At 72.8% G+C, this 15,889-nt stretch carries 12 protein-coding genes and 5 tRNA genes; 6 read left to right on the top strand and 11 right to left on the bottom strand.

The annotated features are described in order from the left end of the window. The first annotated feature begins 21 nt into the window (after positions 1 to 21). The 5 genes from ACIBG6_RS33460 to ACIBG6_RS33440 all read left to right on the top strand — a co-directional run bounded on the left by ACIBG6_RS33460 (position 22) and on the right by ACIBG6_RS33440 (position 504). Positions 22 to 95 (top strand) — tRNA-Cys (locus ACIBG6_RS33460). Between the two features lies 1 nt (position 96). Beyond that, positions 97 to 168: transfer RNA gene (locus ACIBG6_RS33455), tRNA-Val, on the top strand. 34 nt (positions 169 to 202) lie between these two features. After that, a tRNA-Val gene (locus ACIBG6_RS33450) sits at positions 203 to 274 on the top strand. 41 nt (positions 275 to 315) lie between these two features. Then, a tRNA-Val gene (locus ACIBG6_RS33445) sits at positions 316 to 387 on the top strand. Positions 388 to 429: 42 nt separating this feature from the next. Continuing rightward, a tRNA-Val gene (locus ACIBG6_RS33440) sits at positions 430 to 504 on the top strand. A 56-nt stretch (positions 505 to 560) separates the two neighbouring features. Here the strand turns inward: ACIBG6_RS33440 and ACIBG6_RS33435 are convergent. The 3 genes from ACIBG6_RS33435 to ACIBG6_RS33425 form a co-directional block, all read right to left on the bottom strand. Beyond that, entirely contained in the window at positions 561 to 842 is a 282-nt protein-coding gene (locus ACIBG6_RS33435; protein ID WP_399226472.1) for a zf-TFIIB domain-containing protein, read from the bottom strand. A 47-nt stretch (positions 843 to 889) separates the two neighbouring features. After that, positions 890 to 1,822, bottom strand: coding sequence for a phosphotransferase family protein (locus ACIBG6_RS33430; RefSeq protein ID WP_399226610.1), 933 nt, complete (start codon positions 1,820 to 1,822; stop codon positions 890 to 892). A gap of 407 nt (positions 1,823 to 2,229) precedes the next feature. Next, the gene (locus ACIBG6_RS33425; RefSeq protein WP_024758747.1) at positions 2,230 to 2,397 is read right to left on the bottom strand and encodes a hypothetical protein; all 168 of its coding nucleotides are present in this window, start codon (positions 2,395 to 2,397) and stop codon (positions 2,230 to 2,232) included. A gap of 562 nt (positions 2,398 to 2,959) precedes the next feature. Here ACIBG6_RS33425 and ACIBG6_RS33420 point away from each other — a divergent pair. Beyond that, positions 2,960 to 4,144, top strand: a complete 1,185-nt coding sequence (locus ACIBG6_RS33420; protein WP_399226471.1) for a serine/threonine-protein kinase — start codon at positions 2,960 to 2,962, stop codon at positions 4,142 to 4,144. Positions 4,145 to 4,270: 126 nt separating this feature from the next. Here ACIBG6_RS33420 and ACIBG6_RS33415 read toward each other — a convergent pair whose 3' ends face one another. The 8 genes from ACIBG6_RS33415 to ACIBG6_RS33380 form a co-directional block, all read right to left on the bottom strand. Continuing rightward, entirely contained in the window at positions 4,271 to 5,089 is an 819-nt protein-coding gene (locus ACIBG6_RS33415; RefSeq protein ID WP_399226470.1) for a TrmH family RNA methyltransferase, read from the bottom strand. A gap of 75 nt (positions 5,090 to 5,164) precedes the next feature. Then, on the bottom strand, positions 5,165 to 6,406 hold the full coding sequence (gene cobA / locus ACIBG6_RS33410; RefSeq protein WP_399226469.1) for a uroporphyrinogen-III C-methyltransferase: 1,242 nt from the start codon (positions 6,404 to 6,406) through the stop codon (positions 5,165 to 5,167). Between the two features lie 313 nt (positions 6,407 to 6,719). Beyond that, positions 6,720 to 10,328, bottom strand: coding sequence for a nicotinate-nucleotide--dimethylbenzimidazole phosphoribosyltransferase (gene cobT / locus ACIBG6_RS33405; protein WP_399226468.1), 3,609 nt, complete (start codon positions 10,326 to 10,328; stop codon positions 6,720 to 6,722). A 306-nt stretch (positions 10,329 to 10,634) separates the two neighbouring features. Beyond that, the gene (gene cbiE / locus ACIBG6_RS33400; protein ID WP_399226467.1) at positions 10,635 to 11,915 is read right to left on the bottom strand and encodes a precorrin-6y C5,15-methyltransferase (decarboxylating) subunit CbiE; all 1,281 of its coding nucleotides are present in this window, start codon (positions 11,913 to 11,915) and stop codon (positions 10,635 to 10,637) included. 72 nt (positions 11,916 to 11,987) lie between these two features. Beyond that, a complete protein-coding gene (locus tag ACIBG6_RS33395) occupies positions 11,988 to 12,623 on the bottom strand; it encodes a GNAT family N-acetyltransferase (RefSeq protein ID WP_399226466.1) in 636 nt (211 codons plus the stop codon). Positions 12,624 to 12,807: 184 nt separating this feature from the next. Further along, on the bottom strand, positions 12,808 to 13,671 hold the full coding sequence (locus tag ACIBG6_RS33390) for a MetQ/NlpA family ABC transporter substrate-binding protein (protein ID WP_399226465.1): 864 nt from the start codon (positions 13,669 to 13,671) through the stop codon (positions 12,808 to 12,810). A gap of 122 nt (positions 13,672 to 13,793) precedes the next feature. Continuing rightward, positions 13,794 to 14,462, bottom strand: a complete 669-nt coding sequence (locus ACIBG6_RS33385) for a methionine ABC transporter permease (protein ID WP_399226464.1) — start codon at positions 14,460 to 14,462, stop codon at positions 13,794 to 13,796. Beyond that, positions 14,459 to 15,541, bottom strand: a complete 1,083-nt coding sequence (locus ACIBG6_RS33380; RefSeq protein ID WP_399226463.1) for a methionine ABC transporter ATP-binding protein — start codon at positions 15,539 to 15,541, stop codon at positions 14,459 to 14,461. The genes ACIBG6_RS33385 and ACIBG6_RS33380 overlap by 4 nt, the downstream gene beginning before the upstream one ends. Positions 15,542 to 15,889 lie beyond the last annotated feature (348 nt).

The following is a 15,889-nucleotide window of genomic DNA, read 5'->3' as shown; positions in this document are numbered from 1 at the left end:
CGAACCCCTGTTATCACTCCTGGTGGAGTGGCCGAGAGGCGAGGCAACGGCCTGCAAAGCCGTCTACACGGGTTCAAATCCCGTCTCCACCTCCAAGGACGATTAGCTCAGCGGGAGAGCACTTCCCTGACACGGAAGGGGTCACTGGTTCAATCCCAGTATCGTCCACTGGATCTTCGGATCCTGGATCTCCGGATCCCCCGCGCGATTAGCTCAGCGGGAGAGCGCTTCCCTGACACGGAAGAGGTCACTGGTTCAATCCCAGTATCGCGCACACAGCACCCGGCACCGTCGATCACGACGCGTGCACCACCCGCGCGATTAGCTCAGCGGGAGAGCGCTTCCCTGACACGGAAGAGGTCACTGGTTCAATCCCAGTATCGCGCACGCAGCACGGAGTATCTTCGGATACGACGTGGGTACCATCCCGCGCGATTAGCTCAGCGGGAGAGCGCTTCCCTGACACGGAAGAGGTCACTGGTTCAATCCCAGTATCGCGCACCATCTGACGAAGCCCCCGGCCGCATCTCGCGCCGGGGGCTTCCTCGTGCTCGGGATCCTCAGGAGGAGAAGAGCATCCGGCCGAAGCCGCGCTGGCGGTAGTGACCGCCGTGGTGGCCGCCCTGGTGCGGGGCTCCCCAGGCGGGGGCCGCGGGGGCGGGCTGCGCCGGGTAGGCCGGCGGGGCCGGCGGCGCCTGCTGGGCCCACTGGGACTCCAGGCGAGTCAGGGACTCCAACTCGCCGAAGTCCAGGAATATCCCGCGGCAGCCGCTGCACTGCTCGATCTGGACGCCGTTGCGGTTGTACGTGTGCATGGCCGCATGGCACTTGGGACACTGCATGCTCGGCTCAACTCCCTGACATTGCCGTTCGAATGGTGCCTTTCACTTTACGTGGACGCCGAAGCGGCCGAATCGGTTCGATGCCCGGCTATCCGCGCGCAGGTGTCGATCATCACGTCCTCGACCTCGTCGAGCGGCCGGCGCTCGGCCACGGACTTGGCGAGGGCCAGGGCCGCCGTCTGGACCGTCAGGGCCCTTGCCGGGACGTCCAGTTGGACCCACGGATCGGCGCCGACGGCCGGACCGGCCGCCTCCTGGTACGCGCCGAGGAAACGGGACCACACCTCCGGCGGCAGGATGCCGGCGGCGAACCAGGCGGCGGGGCGGGCCAGATCCCACGCGGGATCGCCGAGGCCGAGGTCGTCGATGTCGATGAGCCGCCAGGGTCCGTCGCCGACCGGCCGGGGCCCGCGCACCAGTTGGCCCAGGTGGAAGTCGCCGTGACAGAGCAGCCGGGGGCCCGACGGACCGGCGTCGGGGATCGTCCGCCAGGCGCTGAGCACGGTGGCGGCGGCGGGATGGTCCGGCGCCGTCCGGCGCATCCGGTCCACGGCGAGCGACACCTTGAGCGGGGCCCTCATCGCCGGGAGCCTCGGCGCCAATGCCGGCGGGGGCGGCGTGCGGTGGAGCAGCGCGAGGAGCCGTGCCGCGTCCTCCCAGGGGGCGGCGTCGGGATCGTCCGGGGCGACGGGCGGCCCGTACGGCCAGGCGGTGACGGGACGGCCTTCGAGTGCGACGCCGCCTCCCCGCGACGGGACCGGGAGCGGGAGCGGCGGCAGGAGGATGCCGTCGACGTCGGGGTGGGCGGCGAGCGCCAGCCGGGCGCGGTGCGCCTCGGGGTCGGTGTCGGGGGCGTGCGCCTTGGCGACGAGCGGCCCGTGGCGTACGACGGTCCCGTCGTCCCGGTCGGCGAGCACCCCGACGAGCTCGCTCGCGCAGTGGCACGGTGTGCCGGGACGGTGAGCGGCCGCGCGCGCCACGGCGGCGAGCCGGGTGAGGTGTGCGGATGGAGCGAGCCGGTCGGGCCGGTCGGGCTGGTCGGGCTGGTCGGGCTGGTCGAACCTGGCGGGCTGGTCGAGCCTGGCGGGCTGGTCGAGCCTGGCGGGCTGGTCGGGCCTGGCGGGCGGCGGCGGGGTGGGCGAGGGGGCGGCCGGTGAGGCCTGGGCGGTCGGTGAAGGTCGTGAGGGCTGGGCGGCGGGGTCCACGCGGGGAGCGTACGCGTCGCTCCCCCGAGCGACGGCCCTGGGGACCGGGTTCCGGGACGCGCGAAGGCCGGTCAGCTCCCCAGCTGACCGGCCTCACGCTGCCGTCCGCCACACCCCCGTCCCCACGGGGTTGATGGCCGGATGTCCCTGACCCGGGCCGCTCTCCCTGGTCCGGGCGCTGTTCAGCGCCCCAACATCACGCCCACGGACGACGCCTGTGTGACCACTGCTTCCCAGCCGCCGAAGACGACCACGAGCAGGGCCGCGAGAGGGAGGACCATGGCCGTGGCCACCAAGGGGTGACGACGGCCCGAAGGGCTGGTGGTCGACCGCGGTGCCGTGTACGCCATGGTTCCTCTCCTGTCGTGTCTGGCGCGGCGGGTACGTGACCTCGGGGGACGAGTGCTGCACCCGCCGCTGACAACAACACTAGGGAGCGCGAGGCGTCCGGACGTCATGCCCGCGTACCGACTTGCGGGCCTCCCGGAGGATGACGCCCGGCCGCGCGGAGTACTCCCCTGGGTGGAGACGGGGGTCCGGAAGTGGGGGTCTTCCCGGAGGGGTCGGCCCGTCCGGTGACCGGTGCGGCCCGCCGACCGGAGGTGCCGCCCGACGGGTCTCGGCGGGTGCCGGGCAGGTCACCGGGCGTGACATCGCTCACTTCACCGGGGCCTGGCCGGATCTCAGGGTCCCGGAGCCCGGTGAGGCGTCCTCCCGGCCGCGACAGGGCTCTCGCGACCCTCCGTCAAGTGATCGGCGGGGAAGGGTGGTTGAGGCCGCGTCCCGGTTCGCGCTCCGGCTTGTCGTCCCCCTCAGCACTGACAATCGATCCCGGTGCGAGGGCGCGGCCTATGAGCACGTTCGGGCGCCACTACGTAAGCTGTGCCACGTCGAACGGACGAGGGGACGGACATGGCGATGATGCGGCTCCGGCGCGAGGATCCGCGGATCGTCGGGTCGTTCCGGCTCCACCGCAGGCTGGGGGCCGGCGGGATGGGGGTCGTGTACCTCGGGTCCGACCGGCGCGGTCAGCGCGTGGCGCTCAAGGTGATCCGGCCGGACCTGGCAGAGGACCAGGAGTTCCGGTCCCGCTTCGCCCGCGAGGTCTCCGCGGCCCGGCGGATCCGCGGCGGCTGCACCGCCCGGCTGGTCGCCGCCGACCTGGAGGCCGAGCGCCCCTGGTTCGCCACCCAGTACGTGCCCGGCCCCTCGCTGCACGACCGGGTCGCCGAGGAGGGCGGCCTGCGCGCCGCCGACGTGGCCTCCATCGGAGCCGCGCTCTCGGAGGGCCTCGTCGCCGTCCACGAGGCCGGGGTCGTCCACCGCGACCTGAAGCCCTCGAACATCCTGCTCTCCCCCAAGGGCCCCCGGATCATCGACTTCGGGATCGCCTGGGCCACCGGAGCCAGCACGCTCACCCACGTGGGGACGGCCGTGGGCTCGCCCGGCTTCCTCGCCCCGGAGCAGGTGCGCGGCGCGGCCGTCACCCCCGCCACGGACGTGTTCTCGCTCGGCGCCACCCTCGCGTACGCGGCGATGGCCGACTCCCCCTTCGGGCACGGGAGTTCGGAGGTCATGCTCTACCGGGTCGTACACGAGGAGCCGCAGCTCCACGGCGTCCCCGACGCGCTCGCCCCGCTCATCCGGGCCTGTCTGGCGAAGGACCCGGAGGAACGTCCCAGCACGCTCCAGCTGTCGATGCGGCTCAAGGAGATCGCCGCCCGCGAGGCGCAGGGCCTGCCGGTCTCGCGTCCGCCCGTCCAGCGGGAGCGGGCCGAGGAGCGGAACACCGCCCGGCCGACCGAGCGGTACACGGAGCGGGACACCCGCGGCCACGGTCCCGAGCGGGACGCGGAGCGCGAGCAGCGGGGGCAGACGCGGGGCACGAACCCGGCGTCACGGCCCTCCGCCGGGCCGCGGACCGGCGGCTCCCGAGCCCCCCAGTCCCGTCCCGGCACCCGGCCGGGCGCCCGCTCGACGTCGACGGGACGCCGTCCCGCCAACCCCCGTCTGCTGCGCCAGCGCCTCTTCGTCTTCGTGGTCGTGACACTGGTCGTCGCCCTGGGCATCGCCGCCGCGCAGGCCTTGCAGGGCTAGGGCCGGGAAGGCAGAAAGCCGACCGAGGTCGTCTGACCTCCGTCGGCTCTTCACTGCCGGGAGGGCGTCCTGCCTCCGTCGGCTCTTCGCCGTCGGGAGGGCGTCCGGCCTCCGTCGGCTCTTCTGTCAGGACTCCGGGCGGCCCGTCGCCACCGCGTAGAACGCGACCGCCGCCGCCGCGCCCACGTTCAGCGAGTCGACTCCGTGGGCCATCGGGATCCGGACCCATTCGTCGGCCGCGCGCAGCGCCTGCGTGGAGAGGCCGTCGCCCTCCGCTCCGAGCATCAGCGCCACCCGCTCCAGTCGGTGAGGGGCCGCCTCGTCGATCGACGTCGCCTTCTCCGCCGGGGTCAGCGCGAGGAGCTTGAACCCCGCTTCCCGTACCGCCTCCAGGCCGCGGGGCCAGGTGTCCAGGCGGGCGTACGGGACGGAGAAGACCGCGCCCATCGAGACCTTGACGGAGCGTCGGTAGAGCGGGTCCGCGCAGTCCGGGGAGAGCAGGACGGCGTCCATGCCCAGGGCGGCGGCGCTGCGGAAGATCGCGCCGATGTTGGTGTGGTCGTTGACCGACTCCATGATCACCACCCGGCGTGCGTCGGCGAGCAGCTCCGTCGCGTCCGGGAGCGGCTTGCGCTGCATCGAGGCGAGGGCGCCGCGGTGGACGTGGTACCCGGTGACGCGTTCGGCGAGGTCCGGCTGGACCGCGTACACCGGCGCCGGGACCTCGTCGATGACGTCGCGCATGACGTCGACCCACTTGGCGGAGAGCAGCATCGACCGCATCTCGTACCCCGCCTGCCTGGCACGGCGGATGACCTTCTCGCCCTCCGCGATGAACAGGCCCTCGGCGGGCTCGCGTCTGCGTCGGAGCTCGACGTCGGTCAGGCCGGTGTAGTCGCGCAGGCGCGGGTCGTCGGGGTCGTCGATCGTGATGAGTTCGGCCACGGGGTGATACTGCCTTGTCCGGGGTGTGGTGCCAATGGTGTGCGACGGGTGGTGACAGGTTTCAGTTACCCCTGGTCACTTCACCAGCTTGCCGGGACCTTCGGTGACGACGTCACCGATGACGATGACCGCCGGCGGGCGGACCTCCTCGGCCTTGACGGTCTCGGCGACCGTCGCGAGCGTGGCGTCCACCCGGCGCTGGGCCGCCGTCGTGCCCTCCTGGACCAGGGCCAGTGGGGTCTCCGGGCTCTTGCCGTGCGCGATGAGCGCCTCGGCGATCTTCCCGATCTTGTCGACGCCCATGAGGATCACCAGGGTGCCGGTGAGCTTGGCGAGCGACGCCCAGTCGACGAGGGAGCGCGGGTCGTCCGGGGCGACGTGGCCGCTGACCACGGTGAACTCGTGGGCCACGCCCCGGTGGGTGACCGGGATGCCGGCCGCGCCCGGGACCGAGATCGAGCTGGAGATGCCGGGGACCACCGTGCAGGCGATGCCTTCGACGGCGAGCGCCTGGGCCTCTTCCATGCCTCGGCCGAAGACGAACGGGTCGCCGCCCTTGAGACGGACGACCGACTTTCCGGCCTTCGCGTGCTCGATCAGCGCGTTGTTGATGGCCTCCTGGGCCATGAAGCGGCCGTACGGGATCTTCGCCGCGTCGATCACCTCGACGTGCGGGGGCAGTTCGTCGAGGAGGTCACGGGGGCCGAGCCGGTCGGCGATGACCACGTCCGCCTCGGCGAGCAGCCGGCGTCCGCGGACGGTGATCAGGTCCGGGTCGCCCGGGCCGCCGCCGACCAGGGCGACGAAGGGGGTACGGGAGCGGTGTGCGGGGGCAGCGAGGGAACCGTCACGGAGGCCCTCGACGATCGCGTCGCGCACGGCGGCGGAGCGGCGGGGGTCGTGGCCGGTGAGCACCGCGACGGTGATGCCCGCGTCGCGGCCGGTGGCCGGGGTCCAGGCGGTGGCCGCCTCGGCGTCGTCGGAGCGCACGCACCAGGTGCGGGTCCGCTCGGCCTCGGCGGAGGCCGCGGCGTTGGCCGTCGCGTCGGTGGTGGCCACCAGCGCGTACCAGGTGTCGGCGAGGTCACCGTCCTCGTACCGCCGCTTCACCCAGGCGATCTCGCCCGCCTCGGCCATCGCCTCCACGGAGGGCGTCGCGGACGGGGAGATCAGCGTGATGTCGGCGCCCGCGGCGATCAGCGCGGGCAGGCGGCGCTGGGCCACCTGGCCGCCGCCGAGAACGACGACGCGGCGGCCGGCGAGGCGCAGTCCGACGGGGTAGGCGGGGTGCGTCGCGTTCTCGGTGTGCTCGGCCATGGGTGAGCGGCTCCTCGGAGAGGCTGTGCGTGTGCGGGCCGCTGCTGCGGTGAAGCGGCTGGTGGGGTGGGCGGGGACGCCTGGTGCCCACGATATCGGGGGTGAGGGGGCGTCACGCTGTGACGGATCTCCCCGTGGTGCGTCCGTGCGTGGGGGACGCTCCGGGAGCGTGTTCGGGACTGCATGTTTTACGGCGGCTGCGGGCGCATGAGGGCCGGAGGCTCTCATGCGCCACAAAACACGCTCTACGTCCCGAACACGCTCCCTGCGCGTCCCCCACTCCCCTTTGCGGGTGGGAGACGCGCCGGTGGTGCTACTTCTCGGTGACTCCCGCCGAGTCGAACGTGGCCACCTCGTGCATCGCTCGGGCCGCGCTCTGGACCAGGGGAAGCGCCAGGAGGGCTCCCGTGCCTTCGCCGAGGCGGAGGTCCAGGTCGACCAGGGGGCGCAGACCCAGCTTGTTCAGGGCCGCCACGTGGCCCGGCTCCGCGCTGCGGTGGCCGGCGATGCAGGCCGCGAGCGACTCCGGGGCGATCGCGCGGGCCACGAGGGCCGCCGCGCCGGTCGAGACGCCGTCGAGGATCACCGGGGTACGGAGCGAGGCCGCGCCCAGGATCAGGCCGACGAGGGCCGCGTGCTCCAGGCCGCCGATCGCCGAGAGGACGCCGATCGGGTCCGCCGGGTCCGGCTTGTGCAGGTCGAGGGCGCGGCGGACCACGTCCACCTTGCGGGCGTGCGTCTCGTCGTTGATGCCGGTGCCGCGGCCCGTGACCTCGGCGGCGTCGACCCCGGTGTAGACCGAGATCAGCGCGGCGGACGCGGTCGTGTTCGCGATGCCCATCTCGCCGGTGAGGATCGCCTTGTTGCCCGCGGCCACGAGGTCGCGGGCCGTTTCGATGCCCACCTCGATCGCGGCGAGCACTTCCTCGTGGGTCATCGCGAGACCCGTGGTGAAGTCGCCGGTGCCCGGGCGGACCTTGCGGGGAAGGAGACCGGGGGTCGCCGGGAGCTCGGTGGCGACGCCGACGTCGATGACGCAGACCTCGGCGCCTACCTGGTTGGCGAACGCGTTGCAGACCGCTCCCCCGCCGAGGAAGTTGGCCACCATCTGGCCGGTGACCTCCTGCGGCCAGGGCGTGACGCCCTGGGCGTGGACCCCGTGGTCACCGGCGAAGATCGCGACGGCCGCCGGCTCCGGGATCGGGGGAGGGCAGATGCGGGAGAGGCCGGCGAGCTGCGCCGAGATGATCTCCAGCATGCCCAGGGCACCCGCGGGCTTGGTCATGCGCTTCTGGCGCTCCCAGGCCTCGCCGAGCGCCTTGGCGTCCAGCGGACGGATGTTGGCGACGGTCTCCTGGAGCAGGTCGTGCGGCTCCTCGCCGGGCAGGGCGCGGCGGCCGTACGTCTCCTCGTGGACGACCCAGGCCAGCGGGCGGCGCTTGGACCAGCCCGCCTGCATCAGCTCGGGCTCCTCGGGGAACTCGTCGACGTATCCCACGCAGAGGTACGCGACGACTTCGAGGTGCTCGGGCAGGCCGAGGGTACGGACCATCTCGCGCTCGTCGAAGAAGCTGACCCAGCCGACGCCGAGGCCCTCGGCGCGGGCGGCGAGCCAGAGGTTCTCGACGGCGAGCGCCGAGGAGTACGGGGCCATCTGCGGCTGCGTGTAGCGGCCCAGGGTGTGGCGGCCGCCCCGGGTGGGGTCGGCGGTCACGACGATGTTGACCGGGGTGTCGAGGATGGCCTCGATCTTCAGTTCCTTGAACTGCTTGGCCCGGGCCTTGGGCAGCGACTTGGCGTAGGCGTCGCGCTGCCGCTGGGCCAGTTCGTGCATCGTCTGCCGGGTCTCGGCGGAGCGGATGACGACGAAGTCCCAGGGCTGCGAGTGGCCGACGCTGGGGGCCGTGTGGGCGGCCTCCAGGACGCGGAGCAGCACCTCGTGCGGGATGGGGTCGGAGCGGAAGCCGTTGCGGATGTCGCGGCGCTCGCGCATCACCCGCAGGACCGCCTCGCGCTCGGCGTCGTCGTAGCCGGGCGCCGGGGCTCCTTGGGCCGCGACCTGCTCCTCGTCCGTGGAGATGACGTCGTCCACGGCGACGACGTCGTTCACGGCGATGACGTCGTCGGTGGCCGTGAGTTCGTCCGTGGCCGTGACGTCGTCCGTAGCCGTGACGCCGTCCGTGGTGGTCGGCTCTTCGGCGACGGGGAGTTCTTCGGCGGCCGTGAGCTGCTCGGTGACGGTCGGCTCGTCCGTGGCGGTGAGCTGTTCGGCTGCGGGGAGTTCGTCCGCTTCCACCAGGTCCGCGGCGTCCACGAAGCCGTCGAGGTCGGTGTCCGCCTCTGCCTCGGGGGTCGCCTCAGGCTCCGGGGCCAGGGCTGCGGCCTCGGCTGCGACGGCCTCGGGCTGCGCCGCCACCGCCTCGGTGGGCTCGGCGGGGGCGGGCTGTTCCTGCTGCTCCGGCTGTTCGTGCGGCGCGGCCTCTGCCTGGATCTCTGCCTGCGCCTCCGGCGCCTGCTCGGGCAGCGGCTCGGGGGTGACCTCCGCGACGACGAGCGGCTCCACCGGCGTCTGCTCCACGGGAGCCTCGAGCACGACGACGGGCTCGGCGGTCGGCTCTGCCGGAATGTGTACGACGGCCTCGGCCGGCTGCACCGGCTCCTCGGCGGGCTCCGGCTCCGGCGCCTGCTCCGCCTCGGGGGCGGGCGCGGGGGCTTCCGCGGCGGGCTCGGCCTCGCGCGGCGCGGGCACGATGGCCTGGGGCTCGACGGGCTCCGGGGCGACGGCCTCGGCGGGCTCCTCCGCCGGCGCCTCGGGTGCGACAGCCGCGGGGACCTCGGGTGCGACAGCCGCGGGGACCTCGGGTGCGACGGCCGCGGGGACCTGGGCCGGGGCCTCGGCCTCGGCGGCCGGGGTCGGGGCCAGGTGCGGGGCCGTCGGGACGGAGCCCTCCACCTGGACGAACTGGCCGGTCGTCGGGACGACCGTTTCTGCGGGGGCGACCGGCTGGGGTGCCACGGCCTCCTGCGGCTGCGCGGCCCACGGCTCGGCGCCCTGCGGCGCGAGCTGCCGGTCCTGCGGGATGTCGAAGTACTCGGGGCCCGTCGTCGGCGGTCCCGGGTTCCGTACGGGCATCGGCGCGGGTGTGGTGGCCACGACCGGCGCGGGCTGCGGGACCTGGGCGGGCGCGGCGGCCGGGCCTCGGTCGGCGAGCGAGAGCACGACGCCACCGGTGACCTCGGGCACGGGCGGACCCATGTGCAGGGGCCTCCGGGCGGGCGGCGGGGTCGGTGCGCCGGTGGGCGGCGGCACGCGGACGCCGCCGAGGTCGACCGAACCGGTGTCGCGGCCCGCGGCCTCGTGGGCGCCGGTGTCGAGAATGCCGGGCTCGTAGCCGTGGTCGGCGAGGACGGGCTCCTGCGGGGCGACGGGGACGCCGTGCGCCGGGGTGCCCTGGACGGGCGTGCCGTGTGCCGGAGTGCCGTGCACCGGGGTCCCGTGCGCCGGCGTGCCGACCGCCTGCGCCTGCGGCGGCGTCTGGACCTGAGGAGCGGTCAGTACGTCGGCGAGGACGAAGGAGTCCGGGAGCGGGCCCGTGAGGGGGTCGGTGAGCGGGTCGCCCATCGGGGCGGCCGTCTCCGGGGCCGCCGGCGCGGCGGCGGTCACGGGCAGCCCGCCCTGGTGCGGGACCACGGGGGGCACCTGCGGGGCCGGTACGGCGACCGGCGGCGCGGGGGCGACGCCCGGCGGGTGCTCGCTCCAGGCGCCCTGGGCGCCCGGCATGAGAAGGATGTCGTCGTCTTCGGCTGCGTGCTCGGAGGGGTCCAGGAAGGTGTACGCGCCCGGTGCGGGGATGCCCGGCTGCTCGACCATGCCTGCGTTCTCCGGCAGTCCCTCGCCCGAGACCTGGCCGGTGTCCGTCATGCGTACCCCTCGCCCATCGCTTGTGCTTCCTTCAGACCTGCGCCCGTCGTGTACAACGAGCGCACGCGCCGCGCGGCACGAAGGACGCGCGGACACCCACTCATTGTCGCGGCCCTCGGCCGTCGTGGCAGGCAGATCCGCCACGGCGTGCTGTGGACTGCGCCACGTCGCGCGGTCCCCCCTTGCTCCGTACCACATCAGCGAGCCGAAAGGGCCGCCGATTCGAGACATTCGAGAACCTCATGCCGAACGTCCCGGTGCGGTACAACAATCGGCCAGCCTACCTGTCCCCGCGGGGCGGCCGGATCACTGGGCGCCGTCGCTCCTGCGTCCGGCCAGCAGGAAGACGACCGAACGCTCGCGCTCCGACCAGTCGTCCGGGTCGAGTCCGACGGTCTGGAGGAGGAGGCTCTCGACGGTGTAGCCGCCGTCGGCGAGGGCGGTGCCGATGGCCTCCGCCTCGTCGCGGGTGGAGGCGTGGGCGACGATGCGCTCGGGGCGTCGGTCGGTGCAGGCGGTGACGACGGGGACGCCGCCGGCCGCGATGCGTACGACATCGGGTTCGGGCAGGTCCTCCAGGACGTGCGGGGCGCGGCCGGCGACGGTCTGGAGCGGCACGCCGTGACGGCGGGCGGCCGCTTCGGTGCGGGCGCAGGCGGCCGGGTCGGTGTCCACGGCGATGACGGCGGCACCGAAGCGGGCGGCCTCGACGGCGAAGGCGCCGCCCGCGCAGCCGATGTCCCAGACCAGGTCGCCGACCCGGGGGCCGAGCCGGGCGAGCTGGGCGGCGCGCAGGGCCGGGTCCTCGCCGGCTCCGGGCCGGACCGGCGGGTTGGCGCCGGTGGTGCCGGGGCCGTGGCCCCGCGGGTCGTACCCCCCGGGGGCGTACTCCTCGGCCGGCAGGCCCCAGCCCCGTACGGAGCGCACGGCCGGGTCCTGGCCCATCAGCCAGGGGACGGCCGGGGCGTGGGTGCCCGCGCCGCCCACTCCCCCGATGACGAGGACGACGTTGGGGTCGCGCCAGGCGTGGTCGGCGGCGCTGTCGGAGGTGAGGACGGAGACCCGTTCGCGGTCGGTGCCGAGCTCCTCGCAGACGACGAAGGTGCGGTGTACCCCGTCGAGGAGGAGGGCGAGTTCGGCCGGTCCCGCGCCCGGCGAGGTGAGGACGGCGACCTTGGGGTGGGCGCGGCAGACGTTCACGGCGCGCCGCAGGGTGCGCTGGTGGGCGACGACGATCCGGGCGTCCTCCCAGGGCATCCCGGCGCGGGCGAAGGCGGCGGCGACGGAGGAGACCGCGGGGACGACCTCGACCTCCAGGCCGTGCTCGGGGGCGCGCAGGGTGCGGACGACGCCGAAGAAACCGGGGTCGCCGTCGGCGAGGACGACGGCGGTGCCGCGGTGGCCCGCGATGCGGCGGGCGGCGAGGTCGACGCTGCCGAGGCGGACGCGTTCGGCCGCGGCGGGCACCTCGGGCAGTGCCAGGTGGTGGGCCGCGCCGGCCACGAGGGTGGCGGCGGAGAGCGCGGACGTGGCCGCCGAGGTGAGGGGCGAGCCGTCCCAGCCGATCACCGTGACGCGGTCCGCCATCGTCGTCTGTCTCCTGTGGTGTTGTCGCAGGTCGGGGGCATGCCGAGCGTACCCCGGGTTGGTCTGCGGGGCTCAGCTCCAGTCGGTGTACGAGGAGTATCCGGCCTCGGCCATCTGGTCGGCGAGACCATCGAGGTCCTCGGGGAGCAGGCCCCAGACGATGAAGTCGGTGCGCAGGTCGGTCCAGCCGCCGTCCTCGGTACGGGTGCGCGCTATGCAGGCGTTGCGGAGGACGCCTTCGCTGATGCAGCCGATCTTCTGGGCGACCTGCTGGGAGGCGGTGTTGTCCGCCGCCGTGCGCAGTTCGAGGCGCTCGAACCTCTGGTCGCCGAAGAGCCACTGGGCGGTGGCGAGCGCGGCTTCGGAGGCGTACCCCTCGCCGCGGGCCCACGGGGCGATGATGTAGGAGAGCTCGGTGGAGCGCACACGCCAATTGGTGTTGCCCAGCTGGATGATGCCCACGAGCCGCTGGGTGAGGAACTCGGTGACGGCGAGGTCGAGGCCTCGGCCGGCGGCGCGTTCGGTGGGGGCGTACTCGGTGATCCAGCGGCGGGCGGCGTCCTCGGTGTACGGCTGGGGTACGGCCGTCCACGCCCCGACCATCTCGTCGTTCATCATCTCGGCCAGAGCCGGGGCGTCGGCCTCTTCGAGCGCGCGCAGCACCAACCGGTCCGTGTTGATGGAGATGTCCGGAAAGGTGGTAGTCATGCTCAGCTCCATGCCGTGGACCGTCCGAATCGACCGTGAACGCACAGCATGCAGCATGCGGCCGTCGGCGCGCATGGCCGGGTGGGGGTGTGGCGAAGGCCCCGCGCATCGGACGGGATGCGGGGGCCTTCGTCACAAGGACTGTACGGGGAAACCGGTCTGACGGTTCCTCGGACGCCGGGTCCTACTTGGCGACGGCGCCGAACGCCGGGATGACCGAGCCCTTGTAGGTGTCCTCGATGTACTTCTTCACCTCGGGCGAGTTGAGGAGCTCGGCGAGCTTCTGCACGCGGGCGTCCTTCTCGTTGCCCTCCTTGACGGCGAGGAAGTTGGCGTACGGGTTGCCGTCGGCCTTCTCCAGGACGAGGGCGTCCTTCGCCGGGGAGAGGTCGGCCTCGATGGCGTAGTTGCCGTTGATGACGGCGGCGTCCACGTCGCTCAGGGCGCGGGGCACGGTGGCGGCCTCCAGCTCCTTGAACTCCAGGCCCTTCTTGTCGGTGATGTCGGAGAGCTTGGCGTTGGTGCCGACACCCGGCTTGACGGTGATCAGGCCGTTCTCGGCGAGCAGCTGGAGCGCGCGGCCGCCGTTGGTGGTGTCGTTGGGGACGGCGATCGTCTGGCCCGCCTTGATGTCCTTCACCGACTTGAGGCTCTTGGAGTAGAGGCCCAGCGGCTCCAGGTGGACGTTGACCACGGGGACGATGGTGGTCTTGTTCTTCTGGTTGAAGTCGTCGAGGTACGGCTTGTGCTGGAAGAAGTTGGCGTCGACCAGGCCGGACTGGGTGGAGGTGTTCGGCAGGACGTAGTCCGTGAACTCCTTCACCTCCAGCTTCAGGCCCGCCTTCTCGGCCAGGTTGTCCTTGACGTAGTTGAGGATGTCGGCGTGCGGCGTCGGGGACGCGGCGACGACGAGCGCCTTGGAGGTGTCACCGGAGCCGGCCGCGTCCTTGGAGGAGGACGGGTCCGAGGAGGTGCCGCAGGCGGTGAGGCCGAGGGCGAGGGCGGCGGTGGCGGCGATACCGGCGGTGAGCTTGATGTTCTTGCGCACGAAGAGTGCCTCTTTCCGGTGGAGCGGTGGACGCCTGGACAACAAGTCCGGGCTGTTCTTCGAAAAACGAAGCCTTGGGGTGGGGCGCGGCGGCCCGGAGTACGTCCCGGGCCACGTACGGCTCAGGCCGTGCGGCCCCGGCGGGCGAGGAGCCGGACGACTCCGTCGCCGATGAGCTGGACGACGGTCACGATCAGGACCAGGACGACGACGGTGACGAGCATGAACGTCGTGTCGAAGCGCTGGTATCCGTAGGTGACGGCCTTGGAGCCGAGGCCCTCGCCGCCGACCGCGCCGGCCATCGCCGAGTAGCCGATGAGCACGATCACCGTGGTGGTGACGCCCGAGACGAGCGAGGGCAGGGCCTGCGGGAGCAGCACCTTGCGGACGATGGTCGGGATGCCGCCGCCCATGGCCTGGACGGCCTCGACGAGCCCGTGGTCGACCTCGCGGATCGCCGTCTCGACGAGGCGCGCGAAGAAGGGGATGGCGCCGATGGCGAGCGGCACGATCATCGCGGTGGGGCCGATGAAGGTGCCGACGACGAAGGTGGTGACGGGGATCAGCGCGATCAGCAGGATGATGAACGGCAGCGAACGCCCGATGTTCACGATCGCACCGACGACCTTGTTCACCGGCCGGTTCTGCAGCAGTCCGCCCTTGTCCGTGAGGACGAGGAGGATGCCGAGCGGCAGGCCGCCGAGCACGGTCACGACGGCGGCCCAGAGGACCATGTAGAGCGTGTCGACGGTGCCCTGCTCCAGCAGGGGCTGCATCTCGGACCAGGTCACTTGGCACCATCCTTGGCCAGTACGGGCACGGTGTCGGCCGGCACGGTGACCGCTTCGGCGGCCGCGTCGGCTTCCTCGGGGTCGACGGGTTCGACCTGGAGGCCCTGCTCGCGCAGGAAGCCGACCGGGACGACGTTGTCCTCGTACCGTCCGGGGAGTTCGATCCGCATCCGGCCGATCTGCTTGCCGCCCACGGTGTCCATCGCCGCCCCGAGGATCGAGATGTCGATGTTGTAGGTGCGGGAGAGCTGGGAGATGACCGGCTGGGTCGCGGACTCGCCGTGGAAGGTGACGTCGACGACCGTGCGGTCGGGGCCCGTGGGGGCGCCGCTGACCGGGAAGAGCTCGGACGCCAGCTGGGAGCCGGGGGTGGCGAGCAGTCCGGTGACGGTGCCGGACTCGACGACGCGGCCGTGCTGCATGAGGGCGGCGGAGTCGCAGATCGTCTTGACGACGTCCATCTCGTGCGTGATGAGCAGGACGGTGAGGCCGAGCTGCCGGTTGAGGTCGCGCAGGAGCTGGAGGATGGAGCGGGTGGTCTCCGGGTCGAGGGCGCTGGTGGCCTCGTCGGAGAGGAGGACCTTGGGCTCGCCGGCGAGGGCGCGGGCGATGCCGACGCGCTGCTTCTGGCCGCCGGAGAGCTGGCCCGGGTAGGACTTGGCCTTGTCGGCGAGGCCGACGAGGTCGAGGAGTTCGAGGGCACGGCGGGATCGTTCGGCGCCGGAGACGCCGAGGATCTCCAGGGGAAGCTCGATGTTGTCCTTGACCGTGCGGGAGGACAGCAGGTTGAAGTGCTGGAAGACCATGCCGATGCTGCTGCGCGCCCGGCGCAGGTCCTTCCCGGCGCGGCGGCCCTTTCCGGCGAGGGCGGTGAGGTCGACTCCGTCGACGGTCACGGTGCCGGAGGTGGGGCGCTCCAGGAGGTTGACGCAGCGGATGAGCGAGGACTTGCCGGCGCCGCTCTGGCCGATCACGCCGAAGACCTCGCCCTCGCGGACGTGCAGGTCGACGCCGTCCAGAGCGGTGACCTGGCGGCCGCGCGACTCGTAGACCTTGGTCAGGCCCGAAGTGGTGATCACAGGGTTTCCGTCACTGTCGAGTGCGCGGCGCGGGGTCCGCCGGGCACGGGGCATTCGTCGTTCGGACAGTCAGGCGCACGGAGGCCGGTCCGGCTGGTGGCCGGAGGCGGTGTGCGCACGGGGCAGGCACGGTCCGCCGCCGGATGGCGGGAGGATCGGCTCGGCCGTCTGGTCTCGCTTCGGGGCGCGAGACGCTGCGGGGGCCCTCAGAAGGCGCACATTCGACACATACAACGAGCACCGGGCGTCGTGATCGCCTCGGTCGCAAGGGTGCGGCTGCTCGTCGTGGTCATGTCTGCAAGTAAAGCATGCGCAGTCGCGAACGAAAGTGCAGTGTCCGAATAGCGG

Origin of the sequence: Streptomyces sp. NPDC050842 (genome assembly GCF_044456565.1) — a bacterium.
Taxonomy (GTDB): domain Bacteria; phylum Actinomycetota; class Actinomycetes; order Streptomycetales; family Streptomycetaceae; genus Streptomyces.
This window is presented reverse-complemented; position numbering and strand designations above follow the sequence as displayed.

Bases quoted from the DNA above. Each gene is read 5' to 3' on its own strand.
- ACIBG6_RS33425 (WP_024758747.1), bottom strand. From the start codon at position 2,397: ATGGCGTACACGGCACCGCGGTCGACCACCAGCCCTTCGGGCCGTCGT.
- ACIBG6_RS33395 (WP_399226466.1), bottom strand. From the start codon at position 12,623: ATGACTACCACCTTTCCGGACATCTCCATCAACACGGACCGGTTGGTG.
- cbiE (WP_399226467.1), bottom strand. From the start codon at position 11,915: ATGGCGGACCGCGTCACGGTGATCGGCTGGGACGGCTCGCCCCTCACC.
- cobT (WP_399226468.1), bottom strand. From the start codon at position 10,328: ATGACGGACACCGGCCAGGTCTCGGGCGAGGGACTGCCGGAGAACGCA.
- ACIBG6_RS33435 (WP_399226472.1), bottom strand. From the start codon at position 842: ATGCAGTGTCCCAAGTGCCATGCGGCCATGCACACGTACAACCGCAAC.
- cobA (WP_399226469.1), bottom strand. From the start codon at position 6,406: ATGGCCGAGCACACCGAGAACGCGACGCACCCCGCCTACCCCGTCGGA.
- ACIBG6_RS33420 (WP_399226471.1), top strand. From the start codon at position 2,960: ATGGCGATGATGCGGCTCCGGCGCGAGGATCCGCGGATCGTCGGGTCG.